This is a genomic window from Puia sp. (assembly GCF_036500295.1).
Taxonomy (GTDB): Bacteria; Bacteroidota; Bacteroidia; order Chitinophagales; family Chitinophagaceae; genus Puia.
Genome location: NZ_DASYCH010000003.1, coordinates 194,663 through 220,458 on the forward strand (window position 1 = coordinate 194,663; position 25,796 = coordinate 220,458).

Below are 25,796 nucleotides of genomic sequence, written 5' to 3' on the forward strand. Positions count from 1 at the left end.
CATAATTTTATTTCTTTTTATCCATCACCCGGGCATTGATCGCCCGTAACTTGTCGATATCGATCTTCCAGACTTTGCGGTCGTAGGTCAGCAGGCCGTTGACCTCGCTTTCCACGTCGGTGGACTGGGTATAGACGGCGGCGCTCAGGCCGTTGCGTTTCAGGATGACGAGGCTGTCGACCAACCTGCCGTACACGGCGAGTAGGTCTTCCGGCGTCTGCGAAGTGCGGATATGACCCGGCGCAAGCGCGAGGTTGTTCACCCAGCAATGCCCCGGGACGAGCAGCGCCTGACCGCCATACTCGCCAAGCACCGTAGCCCGGTTCGGTTCGGGCGCGGTCATGTCCGGACCTGGGTAGCTATGCGTATCATGCATATCGCCGGCGTCCCGGTCCGACCAGCCGCTGGTTGCGTTGACCCACCGGGTGGGATCGAGATGGCGGGTGAACGCTACGATATCGGCCGTGGCGAACTGTCCCCATCCTTCGTTGAAGTCTACCCAGGCAACGATGGATGGATGGCTGGAATGCTGGGTAACCATCGCCGTCAGCTCCTTGCGATACTGTTCGGCGGACTGCGCGGTGCGGACGATGTCGCTGTCCGTTTTGCCGATATGCCGGTCGCCGCTGGGCATATCCTGCCAGACGAGCATCCCCAAGCTGTCGCACCAATAGTACCAGCGATCGGGTTCCACCTTGACGTGTTTGCGGATCAGATTGAAGCCGGCTTCTTTCTGAGCTTTGATGTCATACCCCAGGGCCTCGTCGGTAGGCGCCGTATAAAGCCCGTCGGGCCAGAAACCCTGGTCAAGCATACCGAACTCGAATAGCGGTTCATGGTTCAGGAATAGTTTTTTGACGCCGTCGCGGTCATTTTGGAGATCGACCTGGCGGATGCCGAAATAAGATTTGACGACATCGGTCATTTCGCCTCCGTGATACAGCACCAGCTGCAGATCATAGAGGAAGGGATGATCCGGCGTCCATAGCTTGGGCTTCCTTACGGGAAGCACCAGCGTGTCCGTCGTTCCCGCCGTTCCGGTGATCAGGGCGCCTTTGTCGTGAACTGTCGCCCGGAGCGTGCAGCCGGCTGGCAGCGGGGAATGCAGCGCAATTCGGACCGTGCTCCGGTCGATATCGGTCTGGATCGTGAATGCGGGTATCGATAGGGGGGATACGGGTTCCAGCCAGACCGTTTGCCAGATCCCCGTCGTCGGCGTGTACCAGATGCTCCGCGGGTTGTTATACTGCTTGCCGTTCGGCTGGTAGCCCTGGTTGCCCGGGTCCCAGACGGCAAGGGTCAGTTCCTGTTCGCCGCCGGGTTGCAGCGCATCGGTGATATCATAGCTGAAGGCATCATAGCCGCCTTCGTGTGCAGGCAGTTCCCTGCCGTTGATCCATATGCGTGTCTTCCAATCCACCGCTCCGAAATGCAGGAGGATCCGTTTCGTTTGCCAGGCCGTATCGACGGAAAAGCGCCGGTGAACCCATAACAGGCTGTCCGGGCCCACGCTTCGCCTCACCCCTGACAACAGGGATTCCACGGGGTAGGGGACCAGGATCTTGCCTTCCCAGACGGGTGGCTGCGCCTGCGTCACACCCGTGATGGCATAGTCCCAGGGACCGTTGAGATTGGCCCAGGCCGCGCGGACGAATTGCGGGCGGGGATATTCCGGGTGAGGGAGCTGCTGGGACACCTGCGCCGTCCAGGGGGTGGTGAGCGGCGTATCCGGCTGGATATGCGCCGGCGCCGCCTTTGCGGGCTCCCGTTTTGCCGCTGTTGCCGGGCGGGCCCGCGGTGCGGGTCTCGGGAGCACTTTATTGTCCCTGGCCCATTGCTGCCAAAGATTGTCCAGCAGTCGCACCGTGTCCGGGAATTGATGTACGAGATTGTGCTCCTCGGTGCCGTCGCGGCTCAGATCGTACAGCTCCCAGGCAGTGTCGGCATTGGCCGAGACCAGCTTCCACCGCCCTTTGCGAACCGACCGGCCGTTATGATGCTCGTTGAAAACGACGCGCTGCGTACCCGCGTCATGGCCTTCGAGTACCGGGATAAGGCTGGTGCCCTGCATGGGAGTGATCGCATGTCCGTGGTAGAAATCCGGATACCGGCCCTTCGCCAGATCGAGGAAGGTTGGCATAAGGTCGATGAGATAACCGTTTTGCGCGGTGATGCCTCCCTTGTGGGTGCGGAGGCCTTTGGGCCAGAAGGCGATGAACGGCGTACGCGTGCCGCCTTCGTAAGATTCGATCTTCCAGTAACGGTATGGGGTATTCGCTACGTTCGCCCACGCCGGACCGATCGATGCGTAGACCGTCTCGGGCCCGGGCAGGGTTTTCTTATCCGCGGGGTAGATGATGCGCTGCCCGTCGCGGGTGGCGCTGGGCCGGTCGAATCCGGGCGGCATCGTTTGGGCCACCTCGGGACTGGCGCCATTATCGCTGAGGAAAACGATGAGCGTGTTGTCCAGCCGCCCGGTGGAGCGCAAGGCCTCGATCACCCGGCCGATGCCCTGGTCCATGCGATCGATCATTGCGGCGTGTACCGCCATGACGCGGGCGTCCCAGGCTGAATCCCGGTTGGTCGACCAGCTGGAATCGGGGTTGCGAAGGGATAGCGGCTGGGTCGCGGGATCGACGATGCCCATCTTCACCATCCGGGCGTAGCGGGCCTTGCGGATCGCTTCCCAGCCGGCCCTGTACGTGTTCTTGTATTTTTCGATCTCCTCCGCCGGCGCCTGTACGGGCCAGTGCGGCGAGTTATAGGCCAGGTAGAGAAAGAACGGTTGCGGGTTGCGGCTCATATCGCGGACAAAAGCCGCTGCCGAGTCGCTGACCGCATCGGTGTGATAATAATTCTTGGGAACGCTGCGAACGGGTGTTTCGCCGTCGACAAGACTGAAAGGATCGAAATGATCGACCACGCCCCAAAGCGTTCCATAGAATCGCTGGAAGCCCCTGCGGGTGGGATATTGTTCGATCGGCGAGAATAGCGGCGCCTCGATCTGGTGATCCAGCCATTTCAGCTGGGCGGCCGGTGTCGCCTGCTCGATGGTATTGGACACATGCCATTTCCCCGCCATGGCCGTTTGATAACCTGCCGTCTCCAGCGCCTCGGCCAGGGTCACCGTGTTGGGAGTAAGAAACCCGCGGTAGCCCGGCTCCTGTTGATCGGTGGTCATGCTGCCGATGCCTGCCTGGTGATTATATAATCCCGTCAGCAGCTGCGCACGGGAGGGACAGCAGCGGGAGGTGTTATGAAAAGAGGAGAACCGCAGACCATTGGCCGCCAGCCAGTCGAGATTCGGCGTATGGATCTCACCCCCATAACAGCCGATATCGGAATAACCCATGTCATCGGCCAGGATGACGACGATATTCGGCCGCTCGTCCATCGCCGCCTTCTGGGCGTTTGCCGGGGCGGTGGACGTCAAACCTGCAATCAGGAATAGTATCGTTCGAGGCGTGCTCATTTCCAGTATAGCAGTTCGGGTTTTTTGTCGATGACCACCGTTCGGCCTTTGTCGGCGTCGTCGCCGGTATGCCGCGTCTCGCGTACGAGGGCGAAAGTGATCGAAGTACCGGCATGCCGTTTAACGAGATCGGTCACGTCGAGCCAGTGGTCTTTCGGCGTATGATCCATCGCCAGCTCGCCGGCGACAAAAGCGTCGCGGCCGACGTTTTTGATCAGGGCCTCTTTCGCGTCCAATTGAGGGGCCGATTGCCAGGTCAGTTTCTGCCAGGCACCTGTGGGCAGGCCATAGACGTGAAAGCGATAGACGGCCGTATCCGTCACGTTGGACCCATGCACTTTTAAAAGGATGCGTGAAGCACTGCCTGCGCGTGCTTTTGACTCATCGAATCGGATATAGCTGACCTTGTTCATTTCCGGCTTCGACGCATCCAATGCGATTTCTAAACGGGTTTGGGTTGCTTTTGGCGACACCGACGACTCGGCCACAGCGGGCATCACCGTGCGGGTAAGATGGCCCACAGGGATCGAAAGCAGCATCACGGTCTGACCGCCGAGGGGAATCGTCAGCTTGCGGCCGGCGCCCACAGGGTATACTCCCGCGACTTCGCCGTAAGTCGTTGGCCCCACGGTTTCCGCCGTCACCGGCGTGCCGGGTTGCACGGGCAATGCCGACAGATCGAGCGTAAGATGATCCGTATATTTTCCCCGCTGCACCAGCCAGCAGTAGTAGTTGCGCGTCGCGGCATCATAGGACATCAGCACATGCAGATTGTCGTCACTCCCGTCCACATGCGTCGCCAGCAGTGGTCGTTCATCCTTGAAGCCCTTGGCGAACAGCCGGACGACCTCTCCGGTCCGTTGTATCCCCGAGACATCATAGTCGGGGGTATTGCCGGGGCCATCGCCCTTTGCAAAGACTTTGATCTCCCGCACGCGGATCGGGCCGGGATCGGTGGAATGGAAACGGATGCGTCTCGTGGTGACCGGCGTCTTGAACACGATGAACACCTGGGCGTATTTGTTATTCTTCAATGTAAAGCCCGGGATATCCTGCCAGCCGCCACCGGTGAAATATTGCAGGCTGAAATTCCTTACCCGCGTCGGGCTGGTATAGTCGCCATGGGCGCCGCCGGTATAGACCACACCACTGCCAAGGGACTGCTCCTTACCGAGGTCGATCTCGAGCCATTTTTCTCCCTGGCTGCTATCCGACTGCCAGGCACTGTAATCGGTCTTGACCCCATCGGTGACATTCGAGGCCGGCCATTGGCCCGATGTCGTACTGGCTTTTACCGGTCGGCCCAGGGCCAGATCGGTATAAGCATCCTCGACGATCCTTCTTCCGGGCCAGGAAAAATGATGCCCTGACTTGATGCCGAACGGATAAGTACTGGAGGTGGTGTTCGCGAACTTGAAGGCCCACATGCCATACGCGCCGTTGAGCGTATTGTTGGCATAGATGCCGGCCCATTCGGTGAACAGCGAAGGATCGTCCATGGTCTCTTCCTTGTCGATCAGGTAGGCATTCATCCAGCGGCCGATCTCCGTATAGACGATCGGCAATGCCTTGCCGCCGGGCTGGTTCTCCTGCAACAACTGCCGGATATCATCTACGCGATGTACGTAACCGGCGGCGGGGGAATTATAACTATGGGTCGAGAAAATGCCCAGAAGATCGTGATCCAGCGGCTTGCCATGATAGTCCGTTCGTTGAGCCTTCGCCACCGCCCGCCACCATTCGGTATTATTACCCGCGGTGACCGGTCCGACCATCCGGGCCTTGAGATGCTTTCCATAGAGCCGGTCGACATCCTCGATGGCGCAGGTTATGGCATCCGAAACGATCTGCATCCCACCGATCCACTGGTCCAGTTTCATCGGTCCCGCATTCTTGTGGTTGGGCTCGTTGGTCATCGCAAACATCGTCACGTCGCCGGCCCTGGCGCAGTAGAACGCGAGGACATAGTAACGCTGCCACTGTTTCCATTTATTGCTCCAGCTGCTGTCGAAATCGGTGCTGCCCGCCTGGATGACCGGGTCGATATGCAGCCTTTTCAGTTCCGAAAGACAGTAGCTTAGGATCATCGGGTTGGTATTGGGGCCTTGTTCAGGATGTTCGTACAAGGGCAACAAGCGCTCCCAATGCAAAAATTCATTCTTTTCAGGACTGGCGCGCAACTGTTGCTTGCGCCGGTCGAACTCCGCGACGGTGGTCAAGGTCGGGTCCACCTGTACATCGCTTTCGGGAACATACGAGTTGAGGGTAGTCCATACACGCAGGCTGTTGACGCCGGAATATTCCAGCCAGCCCGACGTATTTCCGCCGGGAACATAGTATCCCTGATTATAGGCTACATAGCGCATGGTCTTGCCGATGACGCTGTCGCCGAGCCGGATGGTAAGGTTCTGGTCGGCGGTGCGGTCGGCCTTTTGCAGAAGATCGGCGGCGCCGCTTCCTGCGACGGGGATATTGCTCGTTTGTTTGCCGAAGACCTCTATCTCCATCACGTTGATCGGTTCTCCGTCGTCACAGACAAAACGGAGTTTGAAAGTATTCACCGGCGATGCGAACGTATAGGGAACATCTGTCAACCTGTTCTCGTGTACTTCGGTATTGGGTATATCCGTCCAGTTGGCGTCATCCCAGTATTGCAGTTTGAAGTTCTTGGCCGACCAGAATCCCGCTGCCTGCGAGGATTCGGCCGCCGTTCGCTCCGACTCGGGGATGCCGGTATGTACCACCACCCGGTCGATATTGCAGTACCGCTGCAGGTTGATCTCGAGGATATGCGGCGGCGTTATATTGCCGGATTGCCATTTAGATTCGCGGGTGATCTTTCCGTCGACGACGTTAGAGGCGGGGTAATGTGGGTTGGCCGAGTTGGCGGATACGGGTTTTCCGAGGGCGAGATTTTGTTCGCCGCCGCCCGCGCCGCCGGACGAACCTGCGCTGCCGCTGCCAAGCCTGGCCTTGAACGGGAATGCGGGCAACCCTTCCGAATCGAACAGGTTGGCTTGCGCCGGCAGTCCCCAGCCATAGCGGACTGCGGCTGGGTGGTCGACGCCTTCTTTCCAAACCACTACTTTGTCGCCCTGCACCTGAGCTCTTGCGGGGGAATAGAGAAGACTATCGCCCGACGGGACACCCAACTCGAAACCGCCGACCGTATCACCGGCAAGCTTTGAGGCCGAAGGCCGGAAACTGATCGTCACCTCGCCGGCTTTGAGGACGGCGGAGGCGAACTCCGGTCCGCGATAGTCGAGGGTTGAAAATCCATAGTCATTGTGGAGCGCGATCCGGGCGAGGCGTTCGCCTACCGGTTGCTTGTGGGTGTAATGGATATTCTTCATGTCGCCGAGATCCAGGGTCACGGCGGTGCCCGTATGCGGGATGCGCTGCGAGATCTCATATTCGGCCTCCCGCACTTTTGCGGCGTTGTCGGGCGATGCATAACCAAAGGCGGAGATCTGCACCACATAGAATGGAAGATCGGGCTGTTGCCAGGCGTGGCGCCAGCCGGCGATCATCGAGCTCAACAGGCGGTAATATTCATCGGCGTAATTGACATTGGATTCCCCCTGGTACCAGAGCACGCCTTTCAGCGTAAAGGGGATCACCGGCTCGATCATCCCGTTATACAACACCCCGGGTTCGCGCCAGGGGCGTTTGAAATAATAGAAGGTCTGCGGCTCCGCCGCCTTTTTTCCCGCGGCGATCTCGGCGTGGTACTTCGTACTGTCGGCGCCGACGTTCTGCTGGATAGCCTTCCAGCGCTGGTCATAACGGGCCAGCACGGGATCACCGGCGAGTATGGTTTCGGGCGTCCAGGCTTCGGCGGGTGTGCCACCCCAGGCGGAATAAACGATACCAACGGGGACGTGCAGGGTCTGCTGGAGCTTGCGGGCAAAGAAATAGGCCACCGCCGAAAAGCCGGGCGCGGTCTTCGGCGAACATAACACCCAATGGGCGCCGGGGGCATCCTCGAAGTCGTGACGGGCGTATTGCCGGGTTACGCTGAAATAACGGATGGTGGGATAGTCGGCTTTTGCGATCTCGGCCTCGTGATCGGCCGTCTCTTTCATCGAGAACACCATATTGGACTGGCCGGAACAAAGCCAGACCTCGCCGCTGTAGACGTCTTTCAGGACGATGTCGTTGATGTGTACTTTGTAGGGACCTCCCGCAATGGGTGTGGGAACGGCGGCCTTCCATCTTCCCGAAGCGTCGGCGTGCACACTCACAGGCGCGGCGGCCCAGCTGACGCGGATGGTCACCGCTTCGCCGGGATCGGCCCAGCCCCAGAAGGCGGTTTGGGTCTTTTGCTGCAGGACCATCCCATCGCTGAATATCGCCGGCAGCCTTACCCGCGCCGTGGCGGGAATCGACGTAACCAGCAGGAGCGCCAACCAATAAAAAGGGTATCGAAACATGATCGCTTATTGAAAATCCGTTTGTAATAGTACAAGTCTTCTGTCGCCGCGGAACCGGATGGTGATCTGTGTGGAGCTCACCGGAACCGCTACGGTGGCCCTTACTCCGGCCGGGATCATCCGGCTTTCTTCCTTGCCGTTGACCGTGATATGGATCTCAAGCGGCACTTCCGCGGGGTTCCATACGAGGGTGTTGGCAACGGTCCGGCCCTTCGGCACCGCGCAGTAGAAAGTTCCTTCGCCAATGCTGTCCCGGGCGTTCACCGGTTCCGGCACATCGCCAAAACCGCGGAAGGTATAGGGTCCCCAGGGGCGCCGGCCATACGGTACGTATTGGATACCGGGGCGGGTGTTGAACCCGCTTCTGTCGCCGCCGGCGAATTCATGGCCTTCTTTTGTGACGGTGATCGTCGTCTTGCCCGTGCCCATGATCCGGGGCCGGGAGTTCAGCAGTAAACCGCTGTTGATCCCCGTGAGCAGCCCTTTTTCGGAGCCATAGTCACCCCAGGTGATGGGCGCCGTCACCAGCACATCGGGGCTATGCATTTCTCCGCTGCCCATATAGCCGATGAGGTTGTCCAGGAGCCGGCCGGCTACCGGGTCGAGCCCACTGCGGCGGACCAGGTCCATCCCGCAAAGCAGCACACTGCCCTTGCCGTCGAAGATCTCCGCAATGGCTATGCCCTCGAGTCCGGGGCCATAGTCGCCCAGTACGCTGATGCGTGGCATGTCTTTTTTATCTGCGGGAACAAACCCATCCGTCACGGGGTAGATCGCGGGAAAGCCGGTTTTTGCCGATTCCTTCCAGCCGGTGTAGTCGGACCAGACCTTCAACTCTTCGCGGTCGATCCCGTCGAAGACCGGATGTCCCGGCCGTTCGGGGTTGACATAATATCCGTTGCGGGAAGGCCGCGGCGGTGGCGGGTACTGGGAATAGTCGAGATCCATCGTGATGTTGCGGATCGAAGTGCTTAGCACGGCATTGAGATGCGGCAGCAGCGTGGAATCCTGGCGGAGGCACAGCAGCCGGCCGCCGGCGGCGACAAATTGTTTGATGGCGGCCGCCTGTTGGACAAACGTTTCGTCGGCGCTGTTCTCCCCGATGACAAGAACGCTTGCGGGCGGGATATTTTTAAAGGATGTTATTTTACGGAAGGGGATGGACAGCTGAACAAACCCACTGCTGGCGCCATCCCCTTTTTCATAGAGTAAAATTTGCCGCTGCGGCTTCGGGGCCGAGGCTGCATAGTCTTTGCCGGCAATGAAAAGCCGGTCGCTGTTCTCCGAGACGATCCTGCCGTTGCTGATGATCTGTCCGGTCAGCTGATAATGTCCGATGGCCAGGTCGGCCGGCAATGCGATGCTCAGCGGTTTGTCGAGTTCGGCATAGTAGGCGATGTCGGGCAGCGGGAAATTTCCGGTGGCTACGACGTTCTGCGCTTCGTCGATCACCCGGTAAACGAAATCGGCGCCATGCAGATCGCTAAAATCGTCCGCGTCGTTGACGATATGCAGGATGGGGTGGAAGGTAGCTCCGGCGTAGAGCTGTGTTGTCCAGTTCTCCCAGCTGACGAGCACGGGGGAATAACTGAGCCTTGCCTGGCTGGTCACCGGCTTGGGACCCATATCGATGAAATTGCGGATCGTATTCCAGTTGTAGAAGAGGATCGTAAAAGGGAACACCCCGCTCAGCTCCGGGTTGACGCTGCGAAGTCGGCGGTTCAGTTCGGTAGCCTGTTTGAAGGTGAAGGACTGGTGTTCGTTGGCGAGGCGGGCCTGGAGATCGTCGGGCGCATGGCCGGTCCAGTTGAGTTGTGAGCCGGGGTTCTTATGGTCGGGTGTCAGGTTGTATCTGCCGTCGGGGCCCGAGTAGTTGCCTACGCACTCCGTAAAGGTGATCGGCTGGCCGGCTTTCTTGGGGAAGGGGATGATCTCATCGTCGTTTCGGGCATGCAGAAAGGTAAAGGGTGAGGAGTAGTACCAGCCCCAGTACCGGTGCAGATCGCAGATATCCCCGGCCTTGCCGTAGCCATAGCCCGCGTTGGCGATATAGACCCGGGTGCTGTCCCAGTTTCTTAGCTTCTCCGCCGCATAGGCCAGGAATTTCTCCCATTCGGCCACGGTCTTGCCCTGGAATGGAGTCTCGTTGGTCATCGCATAGACCATCAGGCTGGGATGGCCGGCGATCGTCGCGAAGGCTTTGTTCTTGTACCAGTCGATGGCCTTGTCATAGTCCTTTGGCGGTTTTTGTCCGTCGACGGTACCGCTGTAATTGCCGCCGAAGACCATCATCCCTTTTTCGTCGCAGACATCATACCAGGTGTCGTTGTTGGGGATACGGATGATGTTGACATGAATGCTTTTCATGAAATCGACGTATTGCTCGGCGAAACGCCGGCTTTTCTCGATACTGTCGGGGATGCCCCGGTCGGGCGGGTTGATGGCGATGCCCCGGAGGAAGATGGGTTTCCCGTTGAGAAAAAGGTGGCCGTTCTTCGATTCGAAGAGGCGGAACCCGATGCGTTTCTCTTCCCGGCGGGCGGCTTTGCCGGGCTCGTCGATCGTGAGGGCGACGCGATAGAGGTGCGGGTTCATGGGCGTCCACGGATCGACCTCGAGCCCATCGGCCCGAAAGCGCAGGGTATTTCCGGCGGTGGTAGGGGTGACCACTTTATTTACGACGAGCCTGCCGGTCCGGTTGTCCATGACCAGCAGCGTATACTTTGTACCTGTAGCCGGGAGGCTGTCGAACACCAGTTCCAACCTGACGGAATGCAAGGTGGTAAAGACGGTGACCCGATGGGGCTCCCCGGCTTTTGCCGACAAGAATACCGGGAGCAGCGCCAGGAAAAAAAATCGTTTCATATTCTTTCCAGTTGGATAAAGTAAATATCGTTCTCTTTTGTTTCGAAGCGGCGGGTGAAGCGGCCGTCGCTTATCGTCACGGACTCCCGGCTTTCGGGATCGCCGTTTGCCAGGGCGTCCAGTTTTGCTTGCTGTTGTTTGGACAGATCGGCTGGTGAGCCCATTTCGAGCCAGCCGCTAAAGACATCGTTGTGATGATAACCGACGCGATAGACGGAGAGCCGGTAGTGGCCGTTGGGGATATGGTCGAGTTTTACGGTGACTATGCCTGCGGGGGCGGGCGGAGCGTTCAGCCGGAAAATGCTGTCATTGAAGTAAGGAGCATCGGTGAAGGGCAGGTGGAGATTCCAGAACAGTGCCTGTACGCCTTTATTGCTTTTACAGACCCAGCTGCAGGAGTCGGTGTTCTTTAATTCGGTGCCGCCCAGCTCATGCAGAAAATGATAGGCGAAGAAGGTCGGCTTTCGCAGGCCCTGCAGATTGATCAGCCCGAATCCGCCGTGGAAGGGCGTCGGGCCGGGGCCGGCTTCCTCGAATACGTCTGTAAAGGTCCAGTAGGACATCGAGTTGGCGACCCGTTCGGTATGCTTGAGGGTGTTCAGCAGGAAGGTTGCGTTTGGATAACCGTCGTGCAGCGGATCGCGCGAGGAGGGGGAGGAGTTGATCTCGGTATAGTGCAGCTGCAGATTGCGATGTCCGCTGCTATCCATGATGCGGCGGGTGTTGACCACATTGCTCCAGAGGTAATCCGAAGGCAGCATGGTCCGTTTGCGGACTCCGTATTCGTCGAAAACAGTCTTTGTGTTATAGCTGTGTGTCGAGATGAAATCCAGGGGTAGGTGGCTGGAGTCGCAATAATGGAGCATCTCCCGGATCCACTTGCTGCCTGAGGTGGCCGGTCCGCCGACGCGGTAGGTGGAAGATACGGAACGGATGGCTTCGACGGTAGTCTTGTATAGTTTGAAATACTCCGCCTGGTCGCCGGCCCAGAATCCATGCAGATCGGGTTCGTTCCAAACCTCGAAATACCATTTCTCCACTTCGGCGCGGCCATAGCGGGTTTCAAAGTGTTTCACGAGGGTACGGATGAGATCGGCCCATTTTTGATAGTCTTTCGGCGGGGTGACATTGCCTTTCCACCAGAACACCGTTTTTGTTCCGCTGGCCAGGTCGGGGGGCATGAAGCCCAGTTCCACGAAGGGGCGGATGCCGATGCTCAGCAGGTAGTCGTAGAGCTTGTCAACATATTGGAAATTGTATACGATGTGGCCCTGCTTGTCGAGGCTGTAGACATGCATTTCATCGCAGAGCAGGCCATGGAAGCGGATATACTGAAAGCCTATTGCTTTTTCGGCTACTGCCAGCTGTTGCTGCCAGTCGGCCCGCAGGCCTTCGGCGGCCCGGCCGGCGCCTACGCAGACCGCGAAGCTTTTGTCCAATGGCCCGGCGGTCTGTTGGAAGTCGGCGGAGATCACTCGCGGCGCCGAGGCGCCGCGAGTGATCTCTTTCATCCGGAGGAGGGCTTCTACATAATAATAATCGGCGTAGGGGAGGGGGGAGTTGACTTCGGTGTTCTTGTTCATATTGGCCACGCTGTGTTCGAGCAGGAAGCCGCCGTTCTTTCCATAGGGAGCGGTATAGGCCGGTGAGGCCAGGGAATGGAGGATGGTATCCGCCGTCCCGAGATAGCGTTTGGCAAGCGGGCCTTTGCTGTAACGGGAGAGTTCGATGAGACCGGAAGCCAGCACCGCACCCGCGGATGCATCGCGTTCTGCATTGGGGATGCCCGGGGCATTGTAATCCCAGTAGGGGATCTTGTCGGCCGGCAGGTTCGGATTGTTTAACAGAAACGCGGCGATATGCTGTGCCTGGTCGAGATAGCGGCGGTCATGGGTATAGCGGTACATCATTGTGTAGCCATACAGTCCCCAGCTTTGACCGCGGGCCCAGGCCGATTCGTCGCCTGCGCCCTGGGCCGTCTGCTTTTTCATTACGGCTCCCGTTTGCGGGTTGTACACGACCACATGATAGGAACTGTAGTCCGGCCGGAAATGATTGCGCATCGTGGTGTTCGCGTGGGTTACCGCGATGTGAGAAAAGGAGGTGTCGCCCGTGGTTTTGCTGGCCCACATCAGCAGTTCGAGGTTGATCATGTTGTCGATGATCACCCGGAACGAACTGGTGTCATTGGACTTCCCCCAGCTGCGCAGGCAGCCTACTTTTGGATTGAAGCGCGTGGACAGGGAATGCGCCGCATTGAGCAACAGCTGTTTGGTTTTTTCATCCGGCTTCAGGCGGTATAGCATGCCGTAGCTGCAGTTGAGCATGAAGCCAAGATCATGGGTGTTGGTGTTGTATTGCTGGCTGTCCATCAGCGGGAGCTTGCGCAGCGCTTCGTCATAGAGCGATTGGTCCTTTGTCGCTTCATATAGTTCGAGCAGGGTGCCGGGATAAAAGCCGGCCACCCAGTTTTCCGAGGTGCAGGTGCGCAGGCTGTCATGGGCAAAACTGCGGGGCATGACGCCTTCGGGAACCTGCTTCATCAGATAGTGATATTGTTCGTCGGCTGCCTGTAACGATTTGTCGATCCATGCGGTTGCCGGGGTCGAATGTTTTTGAGCGTGGGTTGCGATCATCAGGCAACAGGCGGCGCCGGTCATCAGTCCGGCGAGGAATGGTCTTCTCATGGTTCGTTTTTACAAATTATGGTGCGGTGTTGTCTTCGGGTTTCCACGGCGCGGGGAACACCTTTACTTTCTGCGCCCAGGCCTGCCAGGATGCGGCCAGCTGTGTGACGAGAGCCGGATATTTCGCGGCAAGGTCATGCCCTTCGCTCCGGTCCTTTTCCATATCATACAATTCCCAGGGTCGAGTGGTATAGGTGTGCCAGTGATTGGTTTTGTCTTTGTGCATATCCGACCGGCATACCAGCTTCCATTTTCCTGTTCGGACGGCTTTGTTCATCTCATGTTCCCAGAACAGCGGCCGGGCGGCGAGGTCCTTGTTGGAAAAGGTAGCGACCAGGCTAACACCGGCCTCGGGCGTTATCGGGTTTCCTTTGAAGGATTGGGGATAGGCCGCTCCGCCCAGGGCGGCGAGGGTGGGGAGGATATCGATCTCGTGACCGACCTGGTTGCGGATGCCGCCTTTCTCGCGGATGCCGTCGGGCCAGTGGATGATCAGGGGCGTGGAGATGCCGCCTTCATACACCCAGTGTTTGTACATCCGAAAGGGTGTGTTGGAGACATTGGCCCATTGGCGCATATACGAAACATAGGTATCGGCGGGTCCGGCCATGACCTCTTTCCCGCCCCGGACCATTTTGCCGTCGCGGGTTATCGGCGGATTCGCGAGGTATTGAATGCTTTCGGGGGTAAGTGATCTCACGGCTGCGGGATCTTTTGCCAGCAGGGCGGTGGCGCCTGCGCCGACCATTTCATGACAGGCGCCGTTGTCCTGTAGATAGATGAATATGGTGTTGTTATAGAGACTGTCTTTTTTTAGTTGGCTGACGATACGGCCGATACCCTGGTCCATGACGTCGACCATGGCCGCATAGGTCTCCATGCGCCGCGCCATGGCGGGCTTGTTGGGTTCGTCGGCCCATACGGGCTTTACCTCTTCGTCGGGCGGGGTCAGCGCCATGCCGTTCTCCACGAGTCCCAGCTTTTTCATCCGGGCATAGCGTTCCCTGCGGATGACGTCATAGCCCGAATCATACCGGCCTTTGTATTTGGCGATCTCCTTCTCCGGCGCCTGCATGGGCCAGTGTGCTGCGGTGTAGGCGACATAGAGGAAGAACGGTTTGGCGGTATCGCGTTGGCGGATGAACTGCACGCTATTGTCGGAGACCGCGTCCGTAAAATAGTATTGCCCTGTTGGTACAGGATACCCGGCGTCTTTGTAGGGACTGATCAGCCGGTTGTCGCGGCAGAGCGTACCGGGATCGAAGTAGTTGGCGGCGCCGAGCAGGATACCGTAGAATTTGTCGAAGCCGCGTTGGAGGGGCCAGTCGTATTTCTGTTCTTGTTCGACATGGGGCGAGTCGGCATCGCCCCGGCGGCAAAGATGCCATTTGCCTGTCATGAAGGTGGCGTAGCCCGCGGATTTGAGGACTTCCGCGATCGTGACACATTGGTTGTTCAGCTCGCCGGCATAGCCGGGTTCTTTGTAGGATACCGTCGTCATCCAACCCACTCCAGCCTGGTGAGGATAGAGACCTGTCATCAGGCTGGCGCGGGAGGGGCAGCAGCGCGAGGTATTGTAAAAATGCGTGTAGCGCAATCCTTCGGCGGCCAGTTTGTCGAGATTGGGTGTATGGATCTCGCTGCCATAGCAACCGATGTCCGAATAGCCCATATCGTCGGAAAGGACGAGCACGATGTTCGGGCGGCGGCCGGTTGCGGGTAGCTGCCCGTTAGTGGACGGCTGCTGGCCAAAGCTGTTTATTGCCGCGCCAATCGTTAGTATGAATATCCCGGCGTGCCGCATGTTTCCGTTTGTTATTGTTCGAGCTTTATCCCGCTGAGCAGGGTGTTCCCTTTTTTTGCCGTAAAGGCGATCTGCACTCCCTGGCCGCCTTTTGCCTCGACGATATAGGTCTTTTTTATCGCCATGGCGTAGCCATCGGTCTTTGCGAGATCGAGGCCCTGTTCGACGGGTTGTCCGTTGATGGCGATATCGAAGACCCGGTCGCCCGGTGCTAGGTCCTTGCTTTCGGCGAAATAGAGGGTCACCGCATACCGCCCGTCTTTTACATCGAACCGGTAGCCCTGCAGGCTGTCGAGGAACGAATAGTACAGCGGTTGATCGGCGGTGCTTTTGATGATCTCGCCACGGGCGAAGAGCGAGGCGTTGCCGCCGAGATGGCCGAAGCTGCCGGGTGTATAGGCCCGGTCTTCGATCCACACCGTTGCCGCGGCGTCGAGGTATTGGGCGTTGGAGCCGACATTGACTGATATCGGCCGGAAGGTTGCCGCCGTGCCCGGGGTGGCGTCATAGACCCGGTAGTTGATGATCAGTTCGTCGGTGATCGGGTTTTTCCCGGATTTCCCTGTGGCGCGGATAATGTTCTCTCCTGCGGCAAGTTGCACCGACCAGCGCGCTTTATGGATGTCATCGGGCGTTTGGGTACCCTGGCTGACGCCGTTGACGGTGAGGCTCACCTGCGGGAGATTGCTATAGATGTCGATCGTGCTGGGGGCATGGGCTTCGCCGCCCCTTGTCGTCCAGTCGTGGCTGGCGATATAGACCATCGGCTCTGGGTTCCAGTTAGCCTTGTACAGGTAATAGACATCCTTGGGTTGACGGTCCCAGGTGACCATCCCTTTTTGATTGCGATGGCCTTGCGGGCCGCCGATGTTGGGCTGGGAGAAGTCGAATTCGTTCCATATCGAAGTGCCGGCGAGAAAGGGCCGGGCGTTGATCTGGCGGAGATAGGCCTCATGATAAACGCGTTGGTAGGTCTCCGTATAGTCCAGTCTTTGCGGTTTTTCGGTGTTGAGCCGGACCTCGCCTTCGGCCCCGTATTCGCTGATGAAGATATTTTGCCAGGGTTCGTTCCGGTGGATGGCGTCGATATCCTTACCGAAATCGTCGAGCGTCCCGGAATACCAGCCGTCATAGATATTGTGGCCGGCGACCTGCGAGATGTGATCGAGGCCGAATTTCGCATAGTCGTCGCTCAGGTGCATGGCCATCGTGCTGTAGCGGGTCGGATCTTCCGCCCGGATGGTGCTGTCGAGCCGCACCGCATAGTGTTTCAGCGCGGCGATATAGGCCGTGTCGGTGTGTTTTTGGATGCGGACGCCTTCTTTGCTGTAAAGGAGGATCTCGTTCATCGAACCCCACATCACCACCGAGGGATGGTTATAGCCCTGGCGGATCATCTCCTGCGTCATCGTCTGCGCGGTGCGGAAGAACTCGTCGTCGAGGGTCATATAGTTCACCACGGGAACTTCTTCCCAGATGATCAGCCCCAATTCATCGGCGAGTTGCAGCACGCGCGGCGCCTGCGGATAATGTGCCAGGCGGATAAAGTTCGCGCCCATGTTTTTGATCATCCGGAGGTCGCGTTCATGATCTTCCGGGCTGAGTGCGTCGCCCTTGCCCAGCATATCCTGGTGGCGGGTCGTGCCGTGGAGGACCAGGTTTTGCCCGTTGAGGCTAAAGCCCTTGTTGGGATCGAATGCAAACCAGCGGAATCCGAGCTTGTTGTTCACTTCGTCGACGACCCGGCCGTTTAGTTCGATGCGGCTTTTTATTTGGTAGAGGTACGGATCGGCCGGGCTCCACAGCCGCGGCTTGTCGCTCGCGTCCACTGTGGCGGTGACGGGAGCCTGTTGATGGGCGCCGATGGTGGAACGGGTGGTTTCTGTCCGGATCAGCTTGTCTGCGGCGTCATATACCTCGTTGATAAAGCTGACGGCGGCCGGCTGGCCGGTCTCGTTGGCAACGGTGCTGCGGATGGCGATCGTGCCCTTGCCCGAAGCGATATCGGGCGTGTGAAAGTAGACGCCGCCGGAGTTGTTGTTGACATCGGTGAAATGAACGGCGCCGGTCGTGATGACCCAGGCGTCGCGATAGATGCCGCCGTAGGAGGCATAGCCGATGGACAGGGGCGGGACGAAAGGATCGTGGGCGTTGTTCACCTGTACGGCGACAAGACCATCGCTGCTACCGTCGGTATTGTGTTTGAGGGCATCGGTGATATCGAAGCCGAAACCCGTGTAGCCACCTTTGTGACGGCCGAGAAAGAAGCCGTTGACATAGACGTCGGCTACCTGGCTGGCCCCTTCGAACCAGAGAAAGATGCGGCGGTTGGCGGTTTCTTTGCCGAAATGCAGTTCTTTCCGGTACCAGCCGATGCTGCGTTTGTAGGTGCGGTCATCGTCAAATACATCGGTTGCATTCCAGGTATGGGGCAGGGATATTTCCTGCCCCGCGATATCGTTCCTTTTCGGATCCTGCGCATAGGCCATCCCGTCGGGGATGTACTTCCAGCCGTCGTCGATGGAATAACTATTCCTTGCCGGCGGTTGAGCCGGTGGCTGTGCGAGCAGCGATTGGCCGATCAGCAGGGTCGTAAGAAGGCCGGTTGCCAGTTGTTTCGTCATATACGGGTTCAAAAGAGATCAATAACCTGGGTTCTGGGACATGGGTTTGGTGCGGTTGGCGTCGATGACCGGTTGTGGGATGGGGAGGATCGTATCCCGGGCCTGGACATTCGGCGCGGCGATCTTGTTATCGGCCTTTACGCGGTCCAGCCAACGACCCGTGCGTACCAGCACATAGCGGCGGTCTTCTTCGGAGAAGAGCTCTTTGGCGCGTTCGTCAAGGATGAAGTCGATCGTGATATCTCCAGCGGTCACGGCTGCGGCATGCGCCCGTGCGCGGAGTGCGTTGATCGCGTCGGCGGCGCCCTGTTTGTCACCGAGATCGTAGTCGGCTTCGGCCAGCAGCAGATAGGTCTCGCCGGTGCGGATGATGAACTGATCATTGTATTGCGGATCGATCAGCACATTCGTGGGACTGGACCAGTCCCATTTGGCTGTGGAAGGCCAGTTCGGGTTGGACAACTTCTCGGCGCCCGTGCTGTCGAGGCGGACGGTATCACCGATCTTGAATCCTTTTGGCGGGTTGGTGTTCATCGTGTAATAATAATGCCAGGAAAAATTGCTACCGCGGTCGTCCTGGATCCCTTTGAAGAGATTGAGCATCCAGCGGGTGGGGCTCAACCGGCCGATACCGCGGCCACCGGCAGCGGCAACAACCTGTATGGGGCTGGTGGTCTTGCCATCCGTTCCTTTTACGGTAAGGGAATAATAGCGGTTGGCCCAGTAGCGGCGCATGATATTGTAACCTTCTCCGCCGTTGAGATTGAGGGCGTTCTGGACAGTCCAGAGCGCTTCGGTGTTACCCTGGCTTCGCAGGGAGTTGCCGTCGAGGAACATATCGGTAAACGGTGTTCCCGGTGCAGCGGCATTGACGCCGTAGCGGTTGGTTACCAGATGGTATGCCGGATTGGTCGTCACCTTCGTCGCTTCGATCTTCGCGCTGTCGGCTTTGCCCATCGCCAGGTACAGCTCGGCAAGATAATGAGAGGCGGCGCCCTGGATCAACTGGGCGTCATCGGTGGAGGTGACGGGCAGATTGGCTTCGGCGAACACCAGGTCATCGCGCATCGCCGCCCAGACCTGTGCGCGGGGAGTCCGTTCCCAGTCGGTTTTGATATTGGCGCCGGTGGATTCCTGCAGGGTCAGTGGTACGTCGCCCCAGAGGTTGGTCAGATGGCGGTAACACCAGGCGCGGATCAGTCTTGCCTGGGCAACGATATTATTCTTTTGTGCATCGGTCCAGTTGAGCTTTGCTTCGTCCGCGCGGTTGATGATGGTATTGGCCTCGTTGATCGTCTCGTAGAGATAGCTCCAGACATGGTTATAGTGGCCGAACGACGCGGCATTGATGATCCCCCAGAGGTTGAAGACATCTACCGTCGGGTCCCGCCAGTTGCCGTATGCGTCGTCGACGCCGATGACGGCCTGCATATTCATGATATCGTTGATCTGGCCATAGATGTCGCCCGAACGATAGCGCCGGACCTCATCATAGAGTCCGTTGAGGGCGTTCTGGAAGCCCGCCGGGCTCGTGAACAGCAGATTGGCGGTGAGCACCCCGCGGGAGTCTTCGTTGAGTTCTTTTTTGGAACACCCCGCAACCAGCGAGAGACTTAGGAGGGGGATGAATATTTTTTTATAGCAAGTCATAACCATCGTTTATTTGGATGAAGTATTGGGGTTAGAAGGAGACGTTTAGTCCTACGAGATATTCTTTCTGCAGCGGCATCTGTTGCTGGGTGCTCGAGAACTCGGGATCCAGCCCCTTCCACTTGGTAAAGGTAAAGAGGTTACGTGCCTCGACGTAAAGCCGGAGCCGGCTCATACCGGCTTTTGACACCAGGCTGGAGAAATCGTAGGACAGCATCATATCCTTGACCCGGACAAAGGCGTTGCTTTGGACGATATGAACATCCAGCGGATTGGACTGAGGGTTGTTGATCCAATAGCTGTTGGTCGGGTTGGTCGGCGTCCACCAGTCTTTGATCACGGTATTGTGACGGACTCCCGCCTGGACACCGCCTTCGCTTAGCAGGTTGTTGATTTGGCTGGTGCCTTCCACCCCCTGTACGAAGACGTACAGGCTGATGGCCTTGTACTTGAAGGTATTGGCCAGGCCCCAGGTGAAGGAGGGCTGATAGCTGCCGAGAATCGTCCGGTCGTAGGAATTGATCACCCCGTCGTGGTTGAGATCTTTGATCTTAGCCTGGCCGGGATGCACCTGACCCATATTGCTGTGAAGGGTGTCATCAGTGAGTTGCCATACACCGCCGAATTTATAACCGAGGTCGGAGTGGATCGGGTGACCGATGTACCAGTTGTTGAGCGTGTCGTTCTTGCCGTCACCGTACAGTTCGACGATCTTGTTCCGGTTCATCGAGATGTTACCGCTAAGCGACCAGGTGAAGTCTTTCTGGTCGATGGCTACGGCGCCGATGGACAATTCGATACCGCGGTTCTCGGTCTTGCCGATGTTCTGGGTGATCGTGCTGATACCCTGTACCGGCGAGAGCTGGCGGTCGAGCAACAGATCGTGCGTCTTCGCGTCGTATACATCGAGGGTACCCTGGATACGATTCTTGAGGAGGCCGAAATCGATACCCACATTTGCCGTGTTGGTGGTCTCCCAGTGCAGATCGGGGTTATCCAGGGTGGAGGGGATATATCCCGGGGCCGTCAGCGATCCGTCGATATAGTTGCGGGTGGTCAGTGCGGCCAGGGTCTGGTAGGGGCTGATGGCCTGGTTCCCGTTGCTGCCATAGGAGAGACGGAGCTTCAGATTGCTGAACAGCGTATTGTGCTCCATGAAATTCTCGTTGGTGATATTCCAGCCGAGGGCGACGGAGGGAAAGAATGCGTACTTGTTGTTGGCGCCGAACACCGAGGAGCCGTCCCGGCGGCCGGTCACCGTTAGCAGGTAGCGGCCGTCGAAGCTATAGTTCAGGCGGTACATCTGCGAGATGAGGGTACGCTTGGCATAGGCCGAACCGGGCTGGAGAGCCAGCGCTACATTGGGCTGGTAAGCCGTCAGCGCATCGCTGGGGAATTGCTGGGCATCCAGCGAGTCGACATTGGTTAGGTCTTTTTCATAGCTGTACAGACCGGTGAAATTGATCGCGTGTTTGCCGAAGGTGCGATCATACGTGACGATATTCTCGATCGTGGTATTGTTGATATTGCTGTTCTTCTGGGAGAGATCGCCGTTATTGGCGAGTCCGTCGGCGGTGTTGCGGCCGTAGTAGGTGCTCGTACGGCGCTGGTTGTATTCAAACCCGGTGTTCAGGCGATAGGACAGGCCGGGGATGAAGGGAAATTTTACCAGCAAATAGTTTGCGGTGAACACTTGGTAGGCGTTGTCGGAATTGATGGCGAGGGTCGGGGCGAGCGGGTTGGCAAAGTGGGTATCCTGCGGCCAGGGATAGATGGTCGGGTTACCGGCCGAATCGTAGGCTGTGGTCAGCGGGTTGAAGAAATAGGCGCCGTTGTCACCGCTGAAGGTGGCGGGCAGGCCGCTGCGGTTATCATAGCCCAGGGAGGTGTTGGTTCCATAGGTGAGCCATTTGGTGAGGTTGGCTTCCAGGTTGATCCGGGTGCTCAGCCGTTTGAAATGGTCGTTGACTGCCACCCCTTTCGTATCGAGATAGTTCACCGACGCAAAATATTTTGTCGTGGTATTGCCGCCGCGGATGCTCAGGCCATGCTGTTCCTTGGACCCGTTCTGCGTGGCCAGGTTGAGCCAGTTGGGGAACTTCTTGCTGTCGTATACTGCCTGCTCGGAGGTGGTGACGGAGGCCTGGCCTTCGCGGGTGACCTTGAACTGGTAGAACTGCTGTGGGGTAAGGACCGAGGGCAGGTTGGCGATCTTCTCTTCTGCTGCGAACCCGTCATAGCTGATCACGGGCTTTCCGTTGCTGCCGCGTTTTGTGGTTATGAGGATAACCCCGTTGCTGCCGCGGGAACCGTAGATGGCCGCAGCCGAAGCGTCCTTTAATATTTCCGTGGAGGCGATATCGGTGGGGTTGATGTCGGAGAAGCTGCCGTTATAAGGAATCCCGTCGAGGATCACCAGCGGACCGGTGGTTGCCTTTATCGATTTCTGACCGCGGATGAGAATGTTCACGTTCTCGCCTTCCGCGCCGCCGCCGGCGGTGGTGACACTTACGCCGGGCAGGGCGCCTTCGAGGGCCTGGGCGAAGTTGGTGTTCGGCATATTCTCCAACCGGGAGTGATCCAGCGAGACCACCGAACCGGTGATATCCCGCCGTTTTTGGGTACCATAACCGACCACGACCACTTCATTGAGGCTGGCCGTGCTGGCGGCGAGCGCAACGTCCAGCGCTCCCGCGCGGTTTGCCGTCTGCTCCTGCGCGGTATAGCCTACATAATTAAAGGTAAGAACAGCCTTGCGGTCGGGCACGGTAATACTATAATGACCGAGGCTGTCGGTGGTGGTGCCGCCCGTGGCGCCTTTCACCTGTACGGTTACACCGGCCAACGGCTCATTTTTGGCCTGGTCCCTGACGGTACCTTTGACGACGATGCTTTGCGCCAGCAGCAGGCCGGGGAAAAGCAGTGAAAGAAAGAAGAGAGAGGAGAGCCTTAGCAAGCAATTAGACATAGACATGACTTGTATTTAAATATGGCGATAATTAAAATCCGATGGAGTTTCCTCCATCGACGGGTAGTATTACCCCGGTTACATAGCGTGCAGCATCAGAGGCAAGGTAAACGGCCGCGAGGCCGACGTCTTCGGGCTGACCGAGATAGCCCATGGGAGTACGGGAGAGCACCCTGTTCTTGCGTTCGGGATCATTGTTCAGTGCTTTTGCGGACATCGCCGTTTCGATAAAGCCGGGTGCGATACAATTGACGCGGATCCCGCGTGGCGAGAGATCGACGGCCATGCTGCGGGTCATCCCTTCAACGGCCGATTTGGCGGCGGTGTAGGCGATCACTTTGGGGATACCGTACTTCGCGGCCATGGAGCTGATCAGAATGATGCTTCCTTTTCCGCGTTTTTCCATCTTCCGGGCTATTTCGCGTGTCAGGGTGAACACCGCGGTCTGGTTGATCTTGATCACCGTTTCGAATTCTTCATCGGTGACGTCGAGGATGTCTTTCTTCAGGTTGATGCCGGCATTGTTGATAAGGACGTGGATGGGACCGGATGCTTCTATTTCATCGACAAAGGCGGGTATCCGGTCGAGTTGCGAGAGATCGAAGGCCCGGTAGGATACCTTTTCGCCCAGCTGGCGGCAGGTGTTTTCCAGTACATCCGCGCGGCGGCCGGTGATGATGACGCGCGCGCCGGCCTTCACCATGGACCTGGTGATCGCCAGGCCGAGACCGGTTCCACCGCCGGTAACCAGGACCGTTTTGCCGGTGAGATCAAATAGCGAACTTGTTTTGTCTGGCAGGGAACTTTTTTCGATCGTTTCTTCGGGCATGTGCATTCGTTATGAAATAGTCTTTTTTGTGAAAAGGATTACCAGTTAAAAGTAACGAGGTTTCACAAGTGGGCCAACGCGGTGGCGGATGCCGAAACCCGGCGAAATTTTTCATACGTTGTCGGTAACGTTTGCGGTATATATCCTCAAGAGGGTTGGTTAATAAATTGCAAAAGAATTAATTTACATCGATTGCAATTGGATGATCGACATCTATCCGAGTTTTTGATCATGACGACTGCAAAACTTATCCCACGCTCCGCCCGCAGGGGATTCCCGGTAACGTTTGCGGAATATTATTTATATTGTGCGCTCCAACCATTCAACCAACCTTAGATCTTCTTTTTCAACCCGCCTTATCCTTCTTCGAGAATTAAAAACGCATTTGGAATGAGTGAGCAGCATAATGTGACCATCAAGGATATTGCGCAAAAATTAAAGCTTTCCGTCTCTACCGTATCCCGGGCGCTTCGTGACAGTACCGAGATAAAGCCGGCTACCCGGCAACTGGTGCGGGAACTGGCTGCCGAACTCCGGTACAGTCCCAACCCGATTGCCCTAAGCCTGAAAGAAAAGAAGAGTAAGATCATCGGGGTGATCGTGCCGGAGATTGCCAATAATTTCTGTGCCGCCACGATTGCCGGCATCGAGGATATCGCGTATAGCAGGGGGTATCACGTGATCATCTTTCAGAGTCATGAGAAATTCGAGCGGGAGGTGATCAACACACAGCTGTTGACGTCCCGGCGCATAGAGGGGTTGATCATCTCTTTATCCAATGAGACGACCTCGCTGACCCATATCCATGAGATGATCGGCAAGGGTATTCCGGTCGTCATGTTCGACCGGGTCTCCGACGAGATCACGACGCACAAGGTAGTGGTGAACGACTATTACGGGGCCTACAAGGCCACCGAGCATTTGATCCAGGAAGGGTTTCACGATATCGTTCATCTGACCATCTCCCCTTTTCTTTCCATCACTCAAAAGCGGCTTAACGGGTATTGCGATGCCCTCAGGAAGTATAATATACCCCAGAAAAAAGAGTGGATCGTGCATTGCAATTTTGATGCCGCGGAGATCGAACGGTCCATCCGGAGACTCTTCTCCGGCCCGGATAAGCCCAATGCGATCCTGGCGTCGGTGGAACGGCTGGCGACCATTTGCATGAATGTGCTCCGGGATATGAACCTACGTATTCCGGATGACGTCGCCCTTGTAGGCTTTTCCGATAACCCGATCAGTCATCTCTTGTCGCCGGCGCTTACTTCGGTGCGGCAGCCCACCTTCGATATCGGTCAGCAGGCGGCCGAGCTGATGCTCAACCTCATCGAGAACAAGCACGCGGTTCCCAAATTCCGAACGGTTCAGTTGGAGACGGCCCTGGACATCCAGGCTTCCTCGCGACGGGTGGGGGTGCTTCAGGAGGGGAGTCGCTGAGAGGAGGCCCTGACCAGCAGTTTTGAGCTGAGGATCACCTTGCTGGCGGAGCTAAGCTTTCTGCCTGCTTTCAGCTGGCCGATCAGGTGGCGGGCCGCGACTTCGCCGATCTCTTTTCCGGGGTAGCTGACGGTCGTCAGCCTGGGTTCCACGATTGTAGAGATGATATCATTATTAAATCCCACCACGGCGATATCCTGGGGGATGCGCATCCCACCTTCCTTTAGCACCTGCATACAGACGCTGGCGCAAAAATCATTGGTGACGAAGAGGCCATCGGGCCGCGGCTGCATTTCGAGGATCTGTTTTCCGGCGGCTACGGCGGCTTCCGTGCTCAGGTCGTTGATGATCACGTGGTCTTCGCGGTATGGCTGGCCATTGGCGAGCAGCGCCTGGCGGTAGCCGGCGAGGCGGTCGGCATAAACATTCCGCCGGAGGTTGCCGGTGAGATGTACGATATCCCTGCATCCCTGGTTGATCAGGTGTTCGGTGGCCATGGCTCCGGCTTTTACATTATCGATGACGATCTTCACGCCGAGCGCCTCTTCCTCCACCCGGTCGAAGTAGACGACGGGAATCCCTTTGCGGATGAAGGGATCGAAATGGCTGAGGTCTTCGGTATCATAGGCAAGGGATACGATGAGTCCGTCCACCCGTTTGTAAAATAGATTGTGGGCGTTGGCTTTTTCTTTGGCGGCCGTTTCCGAGGAGTGGGCGATGATGATGTCATAGCCGGCTTCGGCCGTCACTTTTTCGATGCCGGTGAGGACGGAGATGATAAAATTGCTGTTCAGCTCGTGGATGATGATGCCGATGGTGTTTGTCTTTTGTGACCGGAGGCTGCTGGCGTGGTTGTTGGGCCGGTAACCCATTTTCTTGGCTGCCTGCAGGACTTTTTTGCGTGTCGCCTTGCTGACGGCGGGGTTGTTCTTCAGCGCCCTGCTGACGGTGGCCGTGGACACATTGAGGATTCGCGCAATGTCGTAGATGTTGACGTCTTTATGGTTGGGCGAAGTCATCGGAC

At 57.7% G+C, this 25,796-nt stretch carries 11 protein-coding genes; 1 reads left to right on the forward strand and 10 read right to left on the reverse strand.

Going from position 1 to position 25,796, the window contains the following annotated elements; all coding sequences use genetic code 11:
• Positions 1-7: 7 nt before the first annotated feature.
• Genes VGM48_RS01530 through VGM48_RS01570 form a run of 9 tightly spaced genes read right to left on the reverse strand, consistent with a single transcriptional unit; the run spans position 8 to position 23,332 of the window.
• Positions 8-3,472: a sulfatase-like hydrolase/transferase gene (locus VGM48_RS01530; RefSeq protein WP_331575891.1), complete on the reverse strand. Its 3,465-nt coding sequence runs from the start codon at positions 3,470-3,472 to the stop codon at positions 8-10.
• A complete protein-coding gene (locus tag VGM48_RS01535) occupies positions 3,469-7,905 on the reverse strand; it encodes a discoidin domain-containing protein (RefSeq protein ID WP_331575893.1) in 4,437 nt (1,478 codons plus the stop codon). The genes VGM48_RS01530 and VGM48_RS01535 overlap by 4 nt, the downstream gene beginning before the upstream one ends.
• A 6-nt stretch (positions 7,906-7,911) precedes the next feature.
• On the reverse strand, positions 7,912-10,770 hold the full coding sequence (locus tag VGM48_RS01540) for a hypothetical protein (protein WP_331575895.1): 2,859 nt from the start codon (positions 10,768-10,770) through the stop codon (positions 7,912-7,914).
• Entirely contained in the window at positions 10,767-13,457 is a 2,691-nt protein-coding gene (locus VGM48_RS01545) for a GH39 family glycosyl hydrolase (protein ID WP_331575897.1), read from the reverse strand. The genes VGM48_RS01540 and VGM48_RS01545 overlap by 4 nt, the downstream gene beginning before the upstream one ends.
• A gap of 16 nt (positions 13,458-13,473) precedes the next feature.
• A complete protein-coding gene (locus VGM48_RS01550; RefSeq protein WP_331575899.1) occupies positions 13,474-15,261 on the reverse strand; it encodes an arylsulfatase in 1,788 nt (595 codons plus the stop codon).
• Between the two features lie 11 nt (positions 15,262-15,272).
• Positions 15,273-17,885, reverse strand: a complete 2,613-nt coding sequence (locus VGM48_RS01555; RefSeq protein WP_331575901.1) for a glycoside hydrolase family 2 TIM barrel-domain containing protein — start codon at positions 17,883-17,885, stop codon at positions 15,273-15,275.
• A gap of 18 nt (positions 17,886-17,903) precedes the next feature.
• On the reverse strand, positions 17,904-19,535 hold the full coding sequence (locus VGM48_RS01560; protein ID WP_331575902.1) for a RagB/SusD family nutrient uptake outer membrane protein: 1,632 nt from the start codon (positions 19,533-19,535) through the stop codon (positions 17,904-17,906).
• 31 nt (positions 19,536-19,566) lie between these two features.
• Positions 19,567-22,509: a TonB-dependent receptor gene (locus VGM48_RS01565; protein ID WP_331575903.1), complete on the reverse strand. Its 2,943-nt coding sequence runs from the start codon at positions 22,507-22,509 to the stop codon at positions 19,567-19,569.
• Positions 22,510-22,534: 25 nt separating this feature from the next.
• Entirely contained in the window at positions 22,535-23,332 is a 798-nt protein-coding gene (locus tag VGM48_RS01570) for an SDR family oxidoreductase (RefSeq protein ID WP_331575905.1), read from the reverse strand.
• A gap of 390 nt (positions 23,333-23,722) precedes the next feature.
• Between VGM48_RS01570 and VGM48_RS01575 the strand changes: the two genes are divergently transcribed.
• A complete protein-coding gene (locus tag VGM48_RS01575) occupies positions 23,723-24,772 on the forward strand; it encodes a LacI family DNA-binding transcriptional regulator (protein WP_331575907.1) in 1,050 nt (349 codons plus the stop codon).
• Here VGM48_RS01575 and VGM48_RS01580 read toward each other — a convergent pair.
• Entirely contained in the window at positions 24,754-25,791 is a 1,038-nt protein-coding gene (locus VGM48_RS01580) for a LacI family DNA-binding transcriptional regulator (protein ID WP_331575909.1), read from the reverse strand. The two genes, VGM48_RS01575 and VGM48_RS01580, sit on opposite strands and share 19 nt — an antisense overlap.
• Positions 25,792-25,796 lie beyond the last annotated feature (5 nt).